We start from the raw sequence: 17,117 nt of genomic DNA on the forward strand, positions 1-17,117 counted from the left end.
ACCGGCATGCGGGGTCGGTTGACCGGCGTCCGTTCACAACTGTCCGACAGCGGTGACCCGGACGACAGCCCGGCCCTCGGCGTCCGAGGCTGCCAGATCCACCTCCGCGCTGATGCCCCAGTCGTGATCGCCGTTCGGGTCGTCGAAGATCTGCCGCACGCGCCACAACCCGTGCTGCGTCTCCTCCTTGATCACCAGCAGCTTCGGGCCACGGGCGTCGGGGCCCGTGCCCAGGTCCTCGTACTCGTCCCAGTAGGCGTCCATGGCCTCCCCCCACGCCTCGGCGTCCCACCCGGACTCGGCATCCATTTCGCCCAGCTCCTCGACCTGGTCGAGGGCGGCCAGCTCCACGCGACGGAACATCGCGTTGCGGACCAGGACGCGGAAGGCGCGCGCGTTGGAGGTGACCGGCTTGACCTGGTCGGCCTTCTCCTGCGCCTGCTCGGCGGTCATCTCCGCCGGGTTCGCCAGCTGCTCCCACTCGTCCAGCAGGCTGGAGTCGACCTGGCGCACCGTCTCGCCCAGCCACGCGATCAGATCCTGCAGGTCCTCGGACTTCAGGTCGTCCGGGACGGTGTGCTCCAAGGCCTTGTAGGCGCTGGCGAGGTACCGCAGGACGATGCCCTCGGTGCGCGCCAGCTCGTACAAGGACACCAGTTCGGTGAAGGTCAGGGCCCGCTCGTACATGTCGCGGATCACGGACTTCGGCGACAGCGGATGGTCACCGACCCACGGATGGCTCTTGCGGTAGGTGTTGTACGCGTGGAAGAGCAGTTCCTCCAGCGGCTTGGGGTAGGTGACGTCCTGGAGGCGCTCCATGCGCTCCTCGTACTCGACGCCGTCCGCCTTCATCGCGGCCACGGCCTCGCCGCGTGCCTTGTTCTGCTGCGCCGCCAGGATCTGCCGCGGGTCGTCCAGCGTGGACTCCACGACGGACACCATGTCCAGCGCGTAGGACGGCGACTCCGGGTCGAGCAGTTCGAAGGCGGCCAGGGCGAAGGTGGACAGCGGCTGGTTGAGGGCGAAGTCCTGCTGGAGATCGACCGTGAGGCGGATGATCCGGCCCTCGGCGTCCGGCTGGTCGAGCTTCTCGACGATGCCGCCGTCGAGCAGCGAGCGGTAGATGGCGATGGCCCGCCGAATGTGCCGAAGCTGCTGTCGGCGCGGCTCGTGATTGTCCTCCAGCAGGTGCCGCATCGCGTCGAACGCGTTGCCGGGACGTGCGATCACCGACAGCAGCATGGTGTGCGTCACGCGGAAGCGGGAGGTCAGCGGCTCCGGCTCGGAGGCGATGAGTTTGTCGAAGGTGGTGTCCGACCAGGCGACGAACCCCTCGGGCGCCTTCTTGCGGACGACCTTGCGGCGCTTCTTCGGGTCGTCTCCGGCCTTGGCGAGCGCCTTCTCGTTCTCGATGACGTGCTCCGGGGCCTGCGCGACGACGAAGCCCTCCGTGTCGAAACCCGCCCGCCCGGCCCGGCCGGCGATCTGGTGGAACTCCCGGGCCCGCAGGGTGCGCACACGGCTGCCGTCGTACTTGGTGAGCGCCGTGAACAGCACCGTGCGGATCGGGACGTTGACGCCCACCCCGAGCGTGTCGGTGCCGCAGATCACCTTCAGCAGACCGGCCTGCGCCAGCTTCTCCACCAGACGCCGGTACTTGGGCAGCATGCCGGCGTGGTGGACGCCGATGCCGTGCCGTACGTACCGGGAGAGGTTGCGGCCGAACTTCGTGGTGAAACGGAAGTTGCCGATCAGCTCGGCGATCTCTTCCTTCTCCTCACGGGAGCACATGTTGATGCTCATCAGCGCCTGAGCCCGCTCCACAGCCTGGGCCTGGGTGAAGTGCACGATGTAGACGGGCGCCTGCCGCGCCTGCAGCAGATCGGTGAGGGTCTCGGTGAGCGGGGTGCGCCGGTACTCGTACGACAGGGGCACCGGACGGGTCGCCGAGCGGACCACGGCGGTGGGGCGGCCGGTACGACGGGCGAGGTCCTTCTCGAAGAACGAGACGTCACCGAGCGTGGCCGACATCAGGACGAACTGCGTCTGCGGCAGCTCGAGCAGCGGGATCTGCCAGGCCCAGCCGCGATCGGGTTCCGCGTAGAAGTGGAACTCGTCCATGACGACCTGGCCGACGTCGGCGTCCTTGCCGTCACGCAGGGCGATCGAGGCCAGGACCTCGGCGGTACAGCAGATGACGGGCGCGTCGGCGTTCACGGAGGCGTCGCCGGTGAGCATGCCGACGTTCTCGGTGCCGAACAGCTTGCACAGCTCGAAGAACTTCTCCGACACCAGTGCCTTGATCGGAGCCGTGTAGAAGGTGACCTCGTCCCGGGCCAGGGCGGCGAAGTGCGCACCGGCGGCGATCATGCTCTTTCCGGAGCCGGTGGGCGTCGACACGATCACGTTCGCCCCGGAGACCACCTCGATCAGCGCCTCCTCCTGGTGGGGGTAGAGCGTGAGACCCCGCTCCTGGGCCCACGCGTCGAAGGCTTCGTAGAGGGCGTCGGGGTCGGCGTTCGGCGGCAGCTGATCGATGAGGGTCACGCCCCCATCTTGCCTGGCCGCCCGGCCCGGGCGGGAATCGGCTGCCGGAGCGAAGATCACGACCGCTACGCTGTGTCGCCGACGCACTCTCAGCGCACCGGGCCAACTGGGAGGCAGCACACGACGAATGGGGCGGGGAACGGCCATGATGGGACCAGCACACTCACTGTCGGGCGCCGCGGCCTGGCTCGGCGTCGGTGCGGCGACCGCCGCGGCGGGGCACCCGATGCCCTGGCCGGTCCTGCTGGTCGGGGCGCTGATCTGCGCCGGGGCCGCGCTCGCCCCGGACCTGGACCACAAGGCGGCCACCATCTCGCGGGCCTTCGGACCCCTCTCCCACTGGCTCTGCGAGATCGTCGACAAATTGTCCTACGCCGTCTACAAGGCGACACGCAAGAAGGGCGACCCACGCCGCTCCGGTGGCCACCGGACGCTGACCCACACCTGGCTGTGGGCTGTCCTGATCGGTGCGGGCGCCTCCGCGGCGGCGATCACCGGCGGACGCTGGGCGGTGCTCGCGATCCTCTTCGCGCACATGGTGCTGGCCATCGAGGGCCTGCTGTGGCGGGCGGCCCGCGGATCCAGCAGCGACATCCTGGTGTGGCTGCTGGCCGGGACGAGTGCCTGGATCCTCGCCGGGATCCTCGACCAGCCCGGCAACGGCTCCGACTGGCTCTTCACGGCGCCGGGCCAGGAGTACCTGTGGCTGGGGCTGCCGATCGTGCTGGGCGCGCTGGTGCACGACATAGGGGACGCGCTGACCGTGTCCGGCTGCCCCATCCTGTGGCCGATACCGCTGGGCCGCAGGCGCTGGCACCCCATCGGGCCGCCCAAGGCCATGCGCTTCCGGGCCGGCAGCTGGGTCGAGCTCAAGGTGCTCATGCCGGTGTTCATGGTGCTGGGCGGGGTGGGCTGCGCCGCCGCGCTGAACGTCATCTGAGCCGCTCGTCGGCCCCGCGACACCTTGGCCGGCCCCCTGCCCGGTCTTCGCGCGGACGGCGGACCGGGCCGTCGTGTCCGCCCTCAGCCCTGCCCCGAGCCGCTGCCGTAGCGGCGTTCGAACCGGGCGATCCGGCCTTCGGAATCCACCGTGCGGGCCTTGCCGGTGTAGAAGGGGTGGCTCTCCGAGGAGATCTCCACGTCCACGACCGGGTACGTCTCCCCGTCGTCCCAGTCGATGGTCTCGTCGCTGGCGGCGGTCGACCGGGTCAGGAAGGCGTAGCCGGCAGCTCGGTCGCGGAAGACCACGGGGTGGTAGTCGGGATGCTTGTCCTGCTGCATGAGCACTCCTTGACGTGCGGCGGCGGCGCGGGAAGCAACGGCGGCGACGGCGGGCGGGCGACGGGGTCAGCCGTACAGGGTGTCCTCGTCGACGACGTGCATCGCGGCCTCCTCGGCGGAGGCGGCGGCGCCGTCGATACCGACGTCCGTGGCGACCATTGCACTCTCGTCGTCCTCGTGCACGCCCTCGTCGGGTGCCACGAGGCGCCCGGAGCGCGCCGCGCCGACCTCGTCGTCCAGGAGTTCCCCGTCGGAGCCCTCGCAGTCACCGATGCCGTCACCGTCCGGCGCGGCGAGGTCGGGCAGTTCCTCGGCCAGGCGCTGCTCCAGGGTCTCGCCCTGCCGGCGCTCCGCCGCGGTCACCCCGATGTGCTCCACGGCCCACGGCCGCTCGGGCGGCGACCAGCCACGGTCCAGCGGATCGTCCACCCCGTCGTACTCCAGGGTGTCCTCCGAGTCCAGGACTCCGGTGTCTTCCTTGATCTCGGAGTCGTCATCGGGCTGGTAGACGTCGTCTCCCCATCCGTCGGCGCTGTCCACGGGTACCTCCAGGTGGTGGGGACGGGCCCGTACTCTCGCCGCCCGGCGCGAACCGGACGGTTCCCGGGCGCTCCCCGAGCCGCTGCCTCATTCCAGCCTTCCACCCCGGTTCGGGACCGCGCAACGGCACGGCGGCGGCCCGCCGCCGTGCCCCGCGCCGTCCGCGGCCTCCGGCGAGCGCCCCGGCCCGCCGGGCCCGTCGACCTGGCGGCCCGTGTGCCGCGGGCAGTCAGGACCGCCTGCTCCGCTTCAGCCGTGCCAGGAGCGCCACAGCGCCGCGTACGCGCCGTCCGCCGAGACCAGTTCGTCGTGACTGCCCAGCTCGCTGACCCGGCCGTTCTCGACCACGGCGATCACGTCCGCGTCGTGCGCCGTGTGCAGCCTGTGCGCGATGGCCACGACCGTGCGCCCGTCGAGGACCCGGGCCAGCGACCTCTCCAGGTGCCGGGCCGCGCGCGGGTCGAGGAGCGAGGTCGCCTCGTCCAGGACCAGGGTGTGCGGATCGGCCAGGACCAGCCGGGCCAGCGCGATCTGCTGTGCCTGGGCCGGGGTGAGCGCGAGGCCGCCCGAGCCGACCTCGGTGTCCAGACCCGCGTCGAGGGCCCGGGCCCAGCCGTCGGCGTCAACGGCGCCCAGCGCCGCCCACAGCTCGGCGTCCACCGCGTCGGTACGGGCGAGCAGGAGGTTGTCGCGCAGCGAGCCCACGAACACGTGGTGCTCCTGGTTGACGAGGGCCACGTGGGATCGGACACCTTCCGCGGGCATCCGGGACAGTTCGGCACCGCCGAGGGTGACCCGGCCGTCGCGGGGCGCGTAGATACCGGCGAGCAACCGTCCCAGCGTGGACTTGCCGGCGCCCGACGGACCGACCAGGGCCAGACGGGTGCCGGGGGCGACCTTCAGGGACACCTGGCGCAGCACGTCGACGCCCTCGCGGTAGCCGAAGTGGACCCGGTCCGCGTGCACCTCCCGTCCCTCGGGAGCGAGCGAGGCGTCCCCGGCGTCCGGCTCGATGTCGCGGACGCCGACCAGCCGCGCGATGGACACCTGTGCCACCTGCAGTTCGTCGTACCAGCGCAGGATCAGCCCCACCGGGTCGATGAGCATCTGCGCGATGAGTGCGCCCGTCGTCAGCTGGCCGATCCCGATCCAGCCCTGCAGCACGAACACGCCGCCGACCATGAGCACGGAGGCGAGCACCGTCACATGGGTGACGTCGATGGCCGGGAACAGCACCGACCGGAGCCACAGCGTGTAGCGCTCCCACGCCGTCCACTCCTTGATGCGCCGCTCCGACAGGGCGATGCGGCGTTCACCGAGCCGGTGCGCCTCCACGGTGCGGCCCGCGTCGACCGTCTCGGCGAGCGCGGCGGCCACCGCGGCGTACCCGGCGGCCTCCGAGCGGTAGGCGGAGGGCGCCCGCCGGAAGTACCAGCGGCAGCCGGCCACCAGCAACGGCACGGCCAGCAGCACGGCCGCACCGAGTGGCGGCGCGGTGACGACCAGGCCACCGAGCAGCAGAACCACCCACACCACACCGATCGCCAGCTGGGGCACGGCCTCGCGCATCGCGTTGGCGAGCCGGTCGATGTCCGTGGTGATGCGCGACAGCAGGTCACCGGTGCCCGCCCGCTCCAGCACACCGGGCGGCAGGCCGACCGCCCGGACGAGGAAGTCCTCGCGCAGGTCGGCCAGCATCCGCTCGCCGAGCATCGCACCGCGCAGCCGCACCTCGCGCACGAACACGGCCTGTACGAGCAGAGCGATGACGAACAAGGTGGCGGTCAGACCGAGACGGAGTTCCCGGGTCCCGTCCGAGACCCGCTCGACCAGGTCGCCGAGCAGCCATGGACCCGCCATGGAGGCGAGGACCGACACCGTGTTGACGGTGACGAGCAGCACGAACTCCCGGCGGTGCCGGTGCAGCAGTTCGCTCACGTAGGCGCGTACGGTCGCGGGAGCGCCGACGGGCAGGGTGTCGGCCGTCGTCGGAGCCGCCGGGTCGTACACCGGCGGGGCCACGCCGATCATGCTGTCTCCTCGATCTCTTCGAGCTCTTCGAGCGCGCTGGGCAGGGAGCCGCCGTGGTCCGGTACGCCGTCCGAGGCGCGCTGTTCGCCGGGCAGGGCGCGCTCCCCGTCACCCGCCGCGCGCTCCTCGTCCGTCTCGCGGGTCACCACGGACCGGTACCGGGCATCGGTGCGCACCAGGTCGCGGTGGGTGCCGATCGCGGCGACCCTGCCCTCGTGGAGCAGCACCACGCGGTCGGCGCGTTCCAGGACCAGCGGTGACGACGTGAAGACCACGGTGGTGCGCCCCTCACGCAGTTCTCGCAGGCCCCGTGCGATCCGCGCCTCCGTGTGGGAGTCGACGGCTGAGGTCGGTTCGTCCAGGACCAGTACCTCGGGGTCGGTGATGAGGGAGCGGGCCAGGGCGAGCCGCTGGCGCTGGCCGCCGGAGAGGGACCGCCCGCGCTCGGTGATCCGAGCGTCCATCGGGTCCTCCGCGAGCGGCGACGCCTGCTCCAGTGCCGCCAGGACGTCGCCGCACTGCGCCGCCGCCAGCGCCGCCTCGGCCGTGACATCGCCCGAGGCAGGGACGTCGAGCAGCTCCCGCAGGGAACCGGAGAGCAGTACCGGGTCCTTGTCCTGGACCAGGACGGCAGTGCGCGCCAGTTCGAGCGGCAGTTCGTCGAGCGGGACGCCGCCCAGGAGCACCGAGGGGCCTGGCTCCTCGGGGTGGCCCCCGAGGCGTTCTGCCAGTCGGCCCGCCGCGTCGGGGTCGCCGCACACCACGGCGGACAGACTCCCGTCGGGGACGAGCAGCCCCGTCACCGGGTCGTACAGGTCCCCGCCCGGGGCGCGCGGCGTACCCCGCTGCACGGCAGGAAGATCCGCGTCGGGGGTCCGTTCCGCCTCGGGGACCGGTTCCGCTTCGGCAGTCGGTCCCACGTCGGGGGTCGATCCCGTGCCGGCAGCCACCGGGGCCCTGTTCCGTTCCGTGGCAGTGCGCTCCTCGGCCGGGATCCGGTCCGCGGCCGGCCGCTCCGCGGCGGGAATCCCGCCGGTGGAGGTCCGCTCCAGGGAAAGTACGCGCGCCGCGCGTGTGGCCGACGGCCGGGAGAAGGAGTACGCCATGGCGATCTCCTCGAAGTGCCGCAAGGGGTAGGTGAGGACCATGACGGAGCTGTAGACGGTGACGAGTTCGCCCACGGTGATCCGGCCGGCGCGGGCCAGGTGCACGCCGTACCAGACGACCGCGATCAGGAGCAGCCCCGGCAGCAGCACCTGGATGGCGGAGAGCAGGGACCACATCCGAGCGCTGCGCACCGCTGCCTGTCTGACCTCCTGGGAGGCACGGCGGTAGCGCTCCAGGAACAGTTCCTCGCCGCCGATGCCGCGCAGCACGCGCAGACCGGCCACGGTGTCCGAGGCGAGTTCGGTGGCGCGGCCCGCCTTCTCGCGCTGCACGTCGGCGCGTCGCGTCGCGCGCGGAAGCAGGGGGAGCACGGCGAGGGCCAGCACCGGCAGGCCCGCGGCGACCACAACGCCGAGCGCGGGCTGGTAGACGAGCAGGGCGACGACCACCAGCAGGATGGTGACCGCTGCCGCGGTGAAGCGGGACACGGCCTCCACGAACCAGCCGATCTTCTCGACGTCAGCGGTGGAGACGGCCACCACCTCGCCGGCGGCGACCCGCCGGGTCAGCGCCGAGCCCAACTGGGCGGTTCTGCGGGCCAGGAGCTGCTGGACACGGGCCGCCGCGGTGATCCAGTTGGTGACGGCGGCGCGGTGCAGGAAGGTGTCGCCGAGCGCGTTGCCCGCGCAGGCCAGGGCGAGCAGGCCACCGCTGAGGGCGAGTCGGGTGCCGGAGCGGTCGACGACCGCCTGGACGGCGAGGCCGACGCAGAACGGCAACGCGGAGACGGAGGAGAAGTGCAGCAGCCCCCAGGCCAGTGCTCTCAGCTGGCCGCCGAGCTGGTTCCGCCCCAGCCACCACAGGAATCGAGGACCCGAGCGTGCGTCGGGCACCCCCGGGTCGGGATACGGAAGGTCTTGAATCTGCATGACGTCCCAGTGGTTCGGGTCAGGGGCGGAGGGGCCGCGGAGGCGGCGACGAGCCGTGACAGGTTCGCTTCGCGGAGTCGTCGGAGGCAAGCGGTTTTCCGCTGCGCGGCAACGGGATTGACGTCGCGGCAGGCGCCAGGCACCGTGCCCCGGCGCCCGACCGCGCACGTCCTCCGCGCCCGCCGGGCGCCCGACCTCGCGTGTGTCCGGTGCACGCCCTCCGCACGCGCCCGGCTCGCGGCTTCGCATGCGCCCGGCGTCCGGCCTCCCCTCGGTGCTCCAGGTTTCCGCGGAGCCATCCGTCCGGGTGCCTCGGCGCGATGTTCCCGTACCTCCTCGACCCCTGCTCAGGGCCCGATCGGCGCGCCCGGCACCCTCCAAAGAGGAGACGATGACGCTGTTTGGACCAATCTCGAGTAGATCGTCAGGTTCGTGATGGCCACCATGGAGCCATGCGAAGAGGCGGCGTAAGGCGTGCGATGGTCGCGGTGGCGGCCTGTGGTTTCTCTCTGACGGCTCTGGCCGCCTGTGGCGGTCCGCGGACCGAGGTCCGCCACACAGACGTCCCCAGACCAGGAGGCCCTTCGGGGACCGCCCGGCCTGTTCCGGCGACGAAGCCGGCCCGTGTCCCGGGGGTGGGCGAACGGATCTGGAAGCGGGTCCCGGTGGGCACCCGGCAGGTCGTCGCGGTGTACGGGGAGGGCGTGAACTCCCCGGATTCCATCCTTGTGTTGTACGAGAAGCGGGGGACGGCGTGGGAGCAGGTCGACAGTTGGGCCTCGCACAACGGCAAGCAGGGCTGGAGCACCGACCATCGTGAGGGCGACGAGCGCAGCCCCGTGGGAGTGTTCACGCTCTCCGACGCGGGCGGTCTCCTCGACGACCCCGGCACCAGACTGTCGTACACCCAGGACGAGGAGGCCTTCGAGACCCCCTACTACTGGGACGAGGCCCACTGGCACGACTTCGACTACGTCATCGCCATCGACTACAACCGTCAGCCGGGCAACCGTCCCGACGACCCGACCCGCCCCCTGGGGCAGGGGAAGGGCGGCGGCATCTGGCTCCATCTGGACCACGGCGACGGCACGTTGGGCTGCATCAGTGTTCCGGAGTCGGCCATGCAGTACCTGCTGCGCCGACTGGACCCGGAGGACAAGCCGGTGGTGGTGATGGGGGACAGGGCGGATCTGCAGGCCTAGCCGGGAGCGCGGCGCCCGTTCGAACGGCCCTGCCGCACAGTTGTCGTGGCCGCTCCCCACCCCAGGCGCCCCGCGCGTCACCCCGCAGGTGCTCTACAGCGCACTGTATGCGCCCCGGTGCGTCACTCCGTACGTCCCCCGGCGCGCCAGCCCTCCGGCCCGCTCCACCCGTACACGCCCCCGGTGCGCTCTCCCCCCCCACATGCCCCCGCGGGCCCCACCTGTACGCGGTCCGTTGCTCTCCACCCGTACGCGCCCTGGTGTGCGCCCCGCGTGCGCGCCCGCGACCGCGCCCTCGGTGCACAAGCGCGCGCACGGCCCCGGCCGCTCCGTCCGCCGCCGTCGCGTCAGCGCCCCGTTCAGCAGCGGTGTTGCCCTGTGGGTACCGTGCCCACCAGAGTGTCCAGCAGTTCACCGAGCGCGGCGCGCTGCCGGTCGGTGAGGGGCGCGAGGATCTCCTCGGCGGCGGACAGGCGTGCCCCGCGCACTTCGCGCAGGGCGCCGCGCCCCTCATCTGTCAACTCGATGCGCGTCACCCGGCGGTTGGCCGGGTCGGGCACACGGCGCACCTTTCCGCCGGCCTCCAGTCCGTCCACGAGCGTGGTCACCGCGCGGGGGACGACCTCCAGGGACTCGGCGAGGTCCGCCATGCGCGGCGGCTCGCCGAAGTGCGCCAGGGTGCGCAGCAGCCGCGACTGGGCCGGGGTGATGCCGAGCGCGTGCTGCTCCAGATGGCGCTTCTGGATGCGGTGCACCCGGCGGGTCAGCCGGAGCAACTGCTCGGCGAGGAGGCCGTCGGGGTCGGGGGTCGTCATGCGGGAACAATAACAGGACGACATTCATTATGAGCATAGGTAACAATGAGCTAGCATCCGAGGAGCGCCCGGGCAGCGCCCGGAGAGGCTTCCGGAAGCGCCGCCGACCGCACCCACGGCCGGGGCGCGCGAAGGCCGCAGAGCCCACTCACCCCCGTAGGAGCCCATGCACCCCGACCGTCACCCTTCCTGGACCCCGCCCGCCGACGCCAAGGAACAGCCCCGGCAGGTCCGTCGCATCCTCAGGCTGTTCCGCCCCTACCGCGGCCGTCTCGCGGTCGTCGGCCTGCTGGTCGGCGCCTCCTCGCTGGTCTCCGTCGCCACGCCCTTCCTGCTGAGGGAGACCCTCGACGTCGCGATCCCGCAGGGCCGCACCGGACTTCTGAGCCTGCTCGCCGCCGGCATGATCCTCAGCGCGGTGCTCACCAGCGTCTTCGGTGTGCTGCAGACCCTGATCTCCACGACCGTCGGCCAGCGCGTCATGCACGACCTGCGCACCGCCGTCTACGGACGTCTGCAGCGCATGTCCCTGGCCTTCTTCACCCGCACCCGCACCGGTGAGGTGCAGTCCCGCATCGCCAACGACATCGGCGGCATGCAGGCCACCGTCACCTCCACCGCCACCTCGCTGGTCTCCAACATCACCAGCGTGGTCGCCACGATCGTCGCGATGGCCGCGCTCGACTGGCGGCTGACCGTCGTCTCGCTGCTGCTGCTCCCGGTGTTCGTGTGGATCAGCCGCCGCGTGGGCAACGAGCGCAAGAAGATCGCCACCCAGCGGCAGAAGCAGATGGCCGCGATGGCCGCCACGGTCACCGAATCGCTGTCCGTCAGCGGCATCCTGCTCGGCCGGACGATGGGCCGCTCGGACTCGCTGACCGCGTCCTTCGGTGCGGAGTCCGAGAGCCTGGTCGGCCTCGAAGTGCGGTCCAACATGGCCGGGCGCTGGCGCATGGCCGTCATCACCATCGTCATGGCAGCCATGCCGGCGGTCATCTACTGGACCGCGGGTGTCGCGCTCCAGCTCGGCGGCCCGAAGGTCTCCCTCGGCACGATCGTCGCCTTCGTCTCACTCCAGCAGGGCCTGTTCCGGCCGACCGTGAGCCTCCTGTCCACCGGGGTGCAGATCCAGACCTCGCTCGCCCTCTTCCAGCGCATCTTCGAGTACCTCGACCTGCCGATCGACATCACCGAGCGCGAGCGGCCGGTCCGCCTCGAACGGGTCAAGGGCGAGGTCCGCTTCGAGGACGTCTCCTTCCGCTACGACGGCGAGGGGGCCCCGATCCTCGACCGCGTCGACGTGACGGTCCCGGCGGGCAGCAGTCTGGCCGTCGTCGGACCGACCGGGGCCGGCAAGTCCACGCTCGGCTACCTGGTTCCGCGGCTGTACGACGTGAGCGGGGGCCGGGTCACGCTCGACGGCGTCGACGTGCGCGACCTGGACTTCGACACGCTCGCCCGCGCGGTGGGCGTGGTCTCGCAGGAGACGTACCTCTTCCACGCCTCGGTGGCCGAGAACCTGCGGTTCGCCAAGCCGGACGCCACCGACGAGGAGCTGCGCGCGGCGGCGAAGGCGGCCCAGATCCACGACCACATCGCGGCCCTGCCCGACGGCTACGACACCGTCGTCGGCGAGCGCGGCCACCGCTTCTCCGGTGGCGAGAAGCAGCGCCTGGCCATCGCCCGGACCATCCTGCGCGATCCGCCGGTCCTCCTCCTCGACGAGGCCACCAGCGCCCTGGACACCCGTACGGAGGCCGCCGTCCAGGAGGCCATCGACGCGCTGTCGGCCGACCGCACGACGCTCACCATCGCGCACCGTCTGTCCACCGTCCGCGGCGCGGACCAGATCGTGGTCCTCGACTCGGGCCGCGTGGCCGAGCGCGGCACACACGAGGAACTGCTGGAGCTGGACGGCCGCTACGCGGCACTGGTCCGCCGGGACGCCCGCACGGAACCGGCGGCGGACGCCCGGCCGGAGCCGGCCAAGGACGCCCGGCCGGAGTCGTCGAGAAGCGTCAGAATGGAGCCGACAAACTGACGATATGCCGGGTTTGTGAACTTCGGAGCGTTACCGTGCCCGCATGCGCGCGAACACTCCGTCACGGAAGACCGTCACGCTGACGCGGCGGGGCCGACTGGTCCTCCTCGTGTCCGGGGCCGTCCTGGCCGGCGCCGCCGTGGTGGTGCCGCTGCTGACCCTGCGCAGCGACGGAGCGGTGCGCCCGCGCACGCTGGTGATCCCGGAGGGCTGGCGGGCCGCCCAGGTCTACGCCGCCGTCGACAAGGCGCTCGCGCTGCCGCCCGGCAGCACGAAGCAGACGGCCGCCGAGGCGGGTCTGAAGCTGCCGGACGCGGCGGAGGGCAATCCGGAGGGGTACCTGTTCCCGGCGACGTACCCGGTCGACGGCAGGACGACCCCGCGGTCGCTGCTGTCCGCCATGGTCACCACCGCCGGCAGGAAGTTCTCCGCGGCGCCGGCCGCCGCGGGCGCTCCCCGCTCCTCGCTGACCTTCTACCAGGCGGTGACCATCGCGAGCATCGTCCAGGCGGAGTCCGCCACCAGGGCCGACATGGGGAAGGTGGCGCGGGTGGTCTTCAACCGGCTGGAGCTCGGCATGCCGCTCCAGATGGACTCCACCCTGAACTACGGTCTCGGCCGCACCACGGCCCGTACCACCGCCGAGGACACGCGGATCACCAGCCCGTACAACTCCTACCGGCGCATGGGGCTGCCGCCCACCCCCATCGACAACCCCGGCGAGGACGCGCTGCGCGCCGTGTACGACCCGATTCCGGGTGACTGGGTGTACTTCGTCACGGTCAAGCCCGGTGACACCCGCTTCACCTCCGACTACGCCCAGCACCAGCGCGACGTCGAGGAGTTCGAGGACCTGCGACGGAGCCCTGCCCGACAGACCCCGGCGCGGCAGAGCCCCGGGCGGGCAGGGAGCGCGCAGCCGGGTCACAGCCCCGGTGCGCAACCGACCACGAGCTGAGCCGGAGCCGATGCGGCGGTCCCCCCTCCGGACCCTCGGGCGGCGCCGGTCGTGTCCTGCGCGACGACGGCCGCGTCTTCACGCGGCCACGGCCGGCTCCCCGGCCAGCAGCCGCCGGATGTCCCGGACGGCCGCGCGCCCCGCCCGGTTGGCCCCCACCGTGCTCGCCGAGGGACCGTAACCGACCAGGTGGACACGCGGATCGGCGACGGTCCTGGTCCCCTCCACGCGGATGCCGCCGCCCGCCTCGCGCAGCCGCAGCGGCGCCAGGTGGTCCAGTGCGGCCCGGAACCCCGTCGCCCACAGGATGACGTCGGCCGCCAGGCGCTGCCCGTCCCGCCACTCCACTCCGTCGGGCGTGATCCGGGCGAACATGGGCCGGCGGTCCAGGACGCCGTCGCGCAGTGCCTGCCGCACGGCGTCGTTCAGGGGGAGGCCCGTGACCGAGACGACGCTGCGGGGCGGCAGTCCTCGGCGGACCCGTTCCTCGACGAGCGCGACCGCGGCACGGCCCGCGTACTCGTCGAAGGGCCCCTCGCGGAAGACCGGCGGCCGCCTGGTCACCCAGGTGGTGGCGGCCGCGTACGGCGCGAGTTCCATGAGGTGCTGGGTGCCGGACGCGCCGCCGCCCACCACGATCACCCGCTGCCCGGCGAACTCCCGCGGACCGGCGTACTGCGCGGTGTGCAACTGCCGCCCGCGGAAGGTCTCCTGACCCGGGTAGCGCGGCCAGAACGGACGGTCCCAGGTGCCGGTCGCGCTGATCAGCGCGCGCGTCGACCACACGTCCTTCGAGGTCTCCACCAGCAGCCGCCCACCGGGGCCTTCGCGCACGGCGCGTACGTCCACAGGCCGCCGCACCCGCAGGTCGAACATGCGCTCGTACTCGGCGAAGTACTCGCCGATGACGTCCGCGGACGGCCGCGCCGGGTCGGCGCCCGTCAGCTCCATCCCCGGCAGCGCGTGCATCCCGTGCACCTTGCCGTACGTCAGTGACGGCCAGCGGAACTGCCAGGCGCCGCCCGGGCCGGGGGAGTGGTCGAGCACGACGAAGTCGCGATCCGGCTCGAATCCGGTGCGCCGCAGGTGATGGGCGGCGGCCAGGCCGGCCTGACCGGCACCGACGACGACCACGTCGACCTCGTGTGTGCTGTTCACGCAGGCACCAACCGAGTGGGGGGCGCGGATCTTCCCCGGGATCGACGAGGATGGGCGCATGTCACACGCCTTCACCACCCGAGTGCTGAACGTCGCCTCCGGTTCACGGGAGCGGATCGTCGACCTCACCCGCGACTGCGAGACCTTCCTGCGGGAGGCCTCCGACGGCCGTGACGGCCTGCTGAACCTGTTCGTACCGCACGCCACGGCCGGTATCGCGATCATCGAGACGGGCGCGGGCAGCGACGACGACCTCCTGGCCGCCCTGCACACGCTGCTGCCCGCCGACGACCGCTGGCAGCACCGCCACGGCAGCCCCGGTCACGGCCGCGACCACGTCCTGCCCGCCCTCGTCCCGCCACACGCGACCGTCCCGGTTCTCGGCGGACGCATGGAACTGGGCACCTGGCAGTCGGTGTGCCTGGTGGACACCAATGTGGACAACCCGGACCGCCGGGTGAGGCTGAGCTTCCTCGGCTGACCGGGACGGACGCGGGGCGGGCGGGCGGACGGCGCGGGCCTGTGGGACGCCCGACTGCGCGTCTCTGCGCGCGGAAGGTAAGGACCTGCGACGCCACCCGTCGGCGAGCGTCAGGAGCGGATCCTCGCCGCGGTCCGCAAGCACGGCATCGTGCGGCTCGCGCGGCCCAGGTGCAGTCGGCGGAGCAACGGTGACCGCGGGCGCAGGCGCCGCACTGCCGGCCGGTCACGGTCTGGTCCGGCGCATGCGCGGCGGCAGCGCGCTGCCGTGCCGGGCGCAGGCGGCCCTGCCGGGGGAGGGCGTGCGCGGGGCCTGCGGTCCGAGGGCGACGCGTTTCGTGGGCGGCACGCTCATGCCCTCGGTGGAGCACCACGGGCCGCGCGTCATCAAGGGGGCGCAGACCGCCGAGGCCGAGGGCAGACGAGCCTCGCGCAACGACGACCCGTCCGCCCCACGCTCGCCCAGCACGCTGCCACGCCCGCGGCGCACGTCCGTGGCGCCGGTCTCGCGGTGTGCCGCCTCGCCCGCCGGGGTACCGCTGGATCGAGTCGATCGACACTGGGTGAGCCCGACCGGCAAGGCGCCGCGCACCGGTCGGCAGGACGCCGTACGGTGCTGGAACTCCGCACCTCCGAAGACGTGAACTGCTGCGCCCCGGTGGCCCGTTCGGTCGCGAGGGCCTGCCGCGGCCGGAGATCCGGCCGGGCAGCGGGGGTGGTCACCTCGCGCGGACCGGATGGCCGGACGGGGTGCTCACGCAGGTTCCGGGGCCCAGCAATCGACGGTCCGCGGAGGTCACGTCGTGGCACCGCTTCCGCGGGGGCGGGGCGCCGCCGTGCTGTGCCGGACCACCAGCCGGGTGGGGACGAGCGTGGTGCCGCGCTCCGTCCCGCTCTCGCGGACCTGGCGCAGGACCCCTTCCACGCACAGGCGCCCCACCTCGGCGAAGTCCTGGTGCACGGTGGTGAGCGGGGGCAGGAAGGACGCGGACTCCGGAATGTCGTCGAAGCCGATGACGGAGATGTCCTCGGGCACCCTGAGCCCCCGCTCGTGCAGGGCCCGCAACAGCCCCAGCGCCATCTGGTCGTTGGCCGCGAACACCGCCGTGCAGTCCTCCTGCCCGGCGAGGTGGAGGCCCGCGCGGTAGCCGGAGTCCGCCGACCAGTCGCCGCGCACCACCGGCGGCGGCACCCGCCCCTCCTCGGTCAGTGCCGCGCGCCAGGCGTCGGCCCTGCGCTGCGCGGCGAACGACTCCTCGGGGCCGGCCAGGTGCCACACCGTGCGGTGTCCGAGGCCGAGCAGGTGCCGCACCGCGTCCCGGGTCCCGCCGGTCTGGTCGGTGTCGACCACGGTGTACCTGTCGCCCGCGTCCGAGTCCGCCACGACCACGGTGATGTGGGGCGGCAGGGAGAGCCGGGCCGCGTCGAGCAGGTGCACCTCCATGATCACGATGGCTGCGTCGACGGCGAGTTCACCGAGCCGGGAGAAGGCGCCGCGGACCTCGTCCTGCGTGGGCACCGCGACGGGGAGCAGGGTGACCGCGTACCCCTCCTGCGCGGCCGAGGTGGCGATGGCCTCCAGCGTGCGCATGTTTCCCGTGGTGGACAGGGTGAAGGTGATGACGCCGATGGTGCGGAACTCGCCGCGCTTGAGGGCGCGGGCCGCGCTGTTGGGCCGGTAGCCGAGTTCCTTCATGGCGGCGAGGACCTGCTGCCGCGTCTGCTCGTTCACCCCCGGGAAGCCGTTGGAGACACGGGAGACGGTCTGCGAGGAGACACCGGCCAGACGTGCCACGTCCGCCATCGACACGCTCCGCCTGCGTCCGGCGGTGCGCCCCGCGGCCGTCGTGGTCCGGGAGCGCCGCCCACCGCGCGCCGAGGCGCTGTCCGCTGCTTCCACCGTCTCCCTCATCCGTGCGCTGGCCGGGGCGGCGCGTCGCGGCCACCCGTAGCCCGTACCGGTGCGGTGGGGGCAGGTCGGCACCGCATGTTTACGTGAACGTATCAGCCGGGCGAGCGGCGGCGCTC

General features: G+C 72.5%; 14 protein-coding genes. 6 read left to right on the forward strand and 8 right to left on the reverse strand.

Annotated elements, in window-relative coordinates; translation table 11 throughout:
• Positions 1-33: 33 nt before the first annotated feature.
• Positions 34-2,694, reverse strand: a complete 2,661-nt coding sequence (locus ACFC02_RS01275; protein WP_376350481.1) for a DEAD/DEAH box helicase — start codon at positions 2,692-2,694, stop codon at positions 34-36.
• Here ACFC02_RS01275 and ACFC02_RS01280 point away from each other — a divergent pair.
• Positions 2,693-3,487 carry a metal-dependent hydrolase gene (locus ACFC02_RS01280; RefSeq protein WP_376350484.1) on the forward strand — a complete coding sequence of 265 codons (795 nt, stop codon included), beginning with the start codon at positions 2,693-2,695 and terminating at the stop codon, positions 3,485-3,487. The genes ACFC02_RS01275 and ACFC02_RS01280 overlap by 2 nt on opposite strands.
• Positions 3,488-3,570: 83 nt before the next feature.
• Here the strand turns inward: ACFC02_RS01280 and ACFC02_RS01285 are convergent, their stop codons facing one another.
• The 4 genes from ACFC02_RS01285 to ACFC02_RS01300 all read right to left on the reverse strand — a co-directional run bounded on the left by ACFC02_RS01285 (position 3,571) and on the right by ACFC02_RS01300 (position 8,435).
• Positions 3,571-3,828, reverse strand: coding sequence for a type B 50S ribosomal protein L31 (locus ACFC02_RS01285; RefSeq protein ID WP_376350487.1), 258 nt, complete (start codon positions 3,826-3,828; stop codon positions 3,571-3,573).
• A 66-nt stretch (positions 3,829-3,894) separates the two neighbouring features.
• Entirely contained in the window at positions 3,895-4,368 is a 474-nt protein-coding gene (locus ACFC02_RS01290; RefSeq protein ID WP_376350490.1) for a DUF5709 domain-containing protein, read from the reverse strand.
• A 249-nt stretch (positions 4,369-4,617) separates the two neighbouring features.
• A complete protein-coding gene (locus tag ACFC02_RS01295; RefSeq protein WP_376350492.1) occupies positions 4,618-6,399 on the reverse strand; it encodes an ABC transporter ATP-binding protein in 1,782 nt (593 codons plus the stop codon).
• The gene (locus ACFC02_RS01300) at positions 6,396-8,435 is read right to left on the reverse strand and encodes an ABC transporter transmembrane domain-containing protein (RefSeq protein ID WP_376350495.1); all 2,040 of its coding nucleotides are present in this window, start codon (positions 8,433-8,435) and stop codon (positions 6,396-6,398) included. The genes ACFC02_RS01295 and ACFC02_RS01300 overlap by 4 nt, the downstream gene beginning before the upstream one ends.
• Before the next feature lie 635 nt (positions 8,436-9,070).
• On the opposite strand from ACFC02_RS01300, the gene ACFC02_RS01305 reads away from it, so the two are divergent.
• Entirely contained in the window at positions 9,071-9,637 is a 567-nt protein-coding gene (locus ACFC02_RS01305; RefSeq protein WP_376350497.1) for a L,D-transpeptidase family protein, read from the forward strand.
• Positions 9,638-9,996: 359 nt separating this feature from the next.
• On the opposite strand, the gene ACFC02_RS01310 is transcribed toward ACFC02_RS01305, so the two are convergent.
• The gene (locus tag ACFC02_RS01310) at positions 9,997-10,452 is read right to left on the reverse strand and encodes a MarR family winged helix-turn-helix transcriptional regulator (protein WP_376350500.1); all 456 of its coding nucleotides are present in this window, start codon (positions 10,450-10,452) and stop codon (positions 9,997-9,999) included.
• Between the two features lie 166 nt (positions 10,453-10,618).
• Between ACFC02_RS01310 and ACFC02_RS01315 the strand changes: the two genes are divergently transcribed.
• Together ACFC02_RS01315 and mltG are read left to right on the forward strand one after the other, a co-directional pair.
• Entirely contained in the window at positions 10,619-12,493 is a 1,875-nt protein-coding gene (locus tag ACFC02_RS01315) for an ABC transporter ATP-binding protein (protein ID WP_376350503.1), read from the forward strand.
• 43 nt (positions 12,494-12,536) lie between these two features.
• Positions 12,537-13,451, forward strand: coding sequence for an endolytic transglycosylase MltG (gene mltG, locus ACFC02_RS01320; RefSeq protein WP_376350506.1), 915 nt, complete (start codon positions 12,537-12,539; stop codon positions 13,449-13,451).
• Positions 13,452-13,529: 78 nt separating this feature from the next.
• On the opposite strand, the gene ACFC02_RS01325 is transcribed toward mltG, so the two are convergent.
• Positions 13,530-14,609, reverse strand: coding sequence for an NAD(P)-binding domain-containing protein (locus tag ACFC02_RS01325; protein WP_376350509.1), 1,080 nt, complete (start codon positions 14,607-14,609; stop codon positions 13,530-13,532).
• Positions 14,610-14,667: 58 nt separating this feature from the next.
• On the opposite strand from ACFC02_RS01325, the gene ACFC02_RS01330 reads away from it, so the two are divergent.
• Both ACFC02_RS01330 and ACFC02_RS01335 read left to right on the forward strand, forming a co-directional pair.
• Positions 14,668-15,090, forward strand: a complete 423-nt coding sequence (locus ACFC02_RS01330) for a secondary thiamine-phosphate synthase enzyme YjbQ (RefSeq protein WP_376350511.1) — start codon at positions 14,668-14,670, stop codon at positions 15,088-15,090.
• Positions 15,091-15,280: 190 nt separating this feature from the next.
• The gene (locus tag ACFC02_RS01335; RefSeq protein WP_376350514.1) at positions 15,281-15,733 is read left to right on the forward strand and encodes a hypothetical protein; all 453 of its coding nucleotides are present in this window, start codon (positions 15,281-15,283) and stop codon (positions 15,731-15,733) included.
• A 152-nt stretch (positions 15,734-15,885) separates the two neighbouring features.
• On the opposite strand, the gene ACFC02_RS01340 is transcribed toward ACFC02_RS01335, so the two are convergent.
• Positions 15,886-16,893 carry a LacI family DNA-binding transcriptional regulator gene (locus ACFC02_RS01340; RefSeq protein ID WP_376350517.1) on the reverse strand — a complete coding sequence of 336 codons (1,008 nt, stop codon included), beginning with the start codon at positions 16,891-16,893 and terminating at the stop codon, positions 15,886-15,888.
• Positions 16,894-17,117 lie beyond the last annotated feature (224 nt).

It is taken from the genome of Streptomyces sp. NPDC056160 (assembly GCF_042268205.1).
In the GTDB taxonomy this organism is placed as follows: Bacteria; Actinomycetota; Actinomycetes; order Streptomycetales; family Streptomycetaceae; genus Streptomyces.

Excerpts from the sequence above, each read along its gene's own strand:
- ACFC02_RS01280 (WP_376350484.1), top strand. The coding sequence starts at position 2,693 with ATGATGGGACCAGCACACTCACTGTCGGGCGCCGCGGCCTGGCTCGGC.
- ACFC02_RS01285 (WP_376350487.1), bottom strand. The coding sequence starts at position 3,828 with ATGCAGCAGGACAAGCATCCCGACTACCACCCCGTGGTCTTCCGCGAC.
- ACFC02_RS01275 (WP_376350481.1), bottom strand. The coding sequence starts at position 2,694 with ATGGCCGTTCCCCGCCCCATTCGTCGTGTGCTGCCTCCCAGTTGGCCC.
- ACFC02_RS01300 (WP_376350495.1), bottom strand. The coding sequence starts at position 8,435 with ATGCAGATTCAAGACCTTCCGTATCCCGACCCGGGGGTGCCCGACGCA.
- ACFC02_RS01295 (WP_376350492.1), bottom strand. The coding sequence starts at position 6,399 with ATGATCGGCGTGGCCCCGCCGGTGTACGACCCGGCGGCTCCGACGACG.
- ACFC02_RS01310 (WP_376350500.1), bottom strand. The coding sequence starts at position 10,452 with ATGACGACCCCCGACCCCGACGGCCTCCTCGCCGAGCAGTTGCTCCGG.
- mltG (WP_376350506.1), top strand. The coding sequence starts at position 12,537 with ATGCGCGCGAACACTCCGTCACGGAAGACCGTCACGCTGACGCGGCGG.
- ACFC02_RS01340 (WP_376350517.1), bottom strand. The coding sequence starts at position 16,893 with ATGGCGGACGTGGCACGTCTGGCCGGTGTCTCCTCGCAGACCGTCTCC.
- ACFC02_RS01315 (WP_376350503.1), top strand. The coding sequence starts at position 10,619 with ATGCACCCCGACCGTCACCCTTCCTGGACCCCGCCCGCCGACGCCAAG.
- ACFC02_RS01330 (WP_376350511.1), top strand. The coding sequence starts at position 14,668 with ATGTCACACGCCTTCACCACCCGAGTGCTGAACGTCGCCTCCGGTTCA.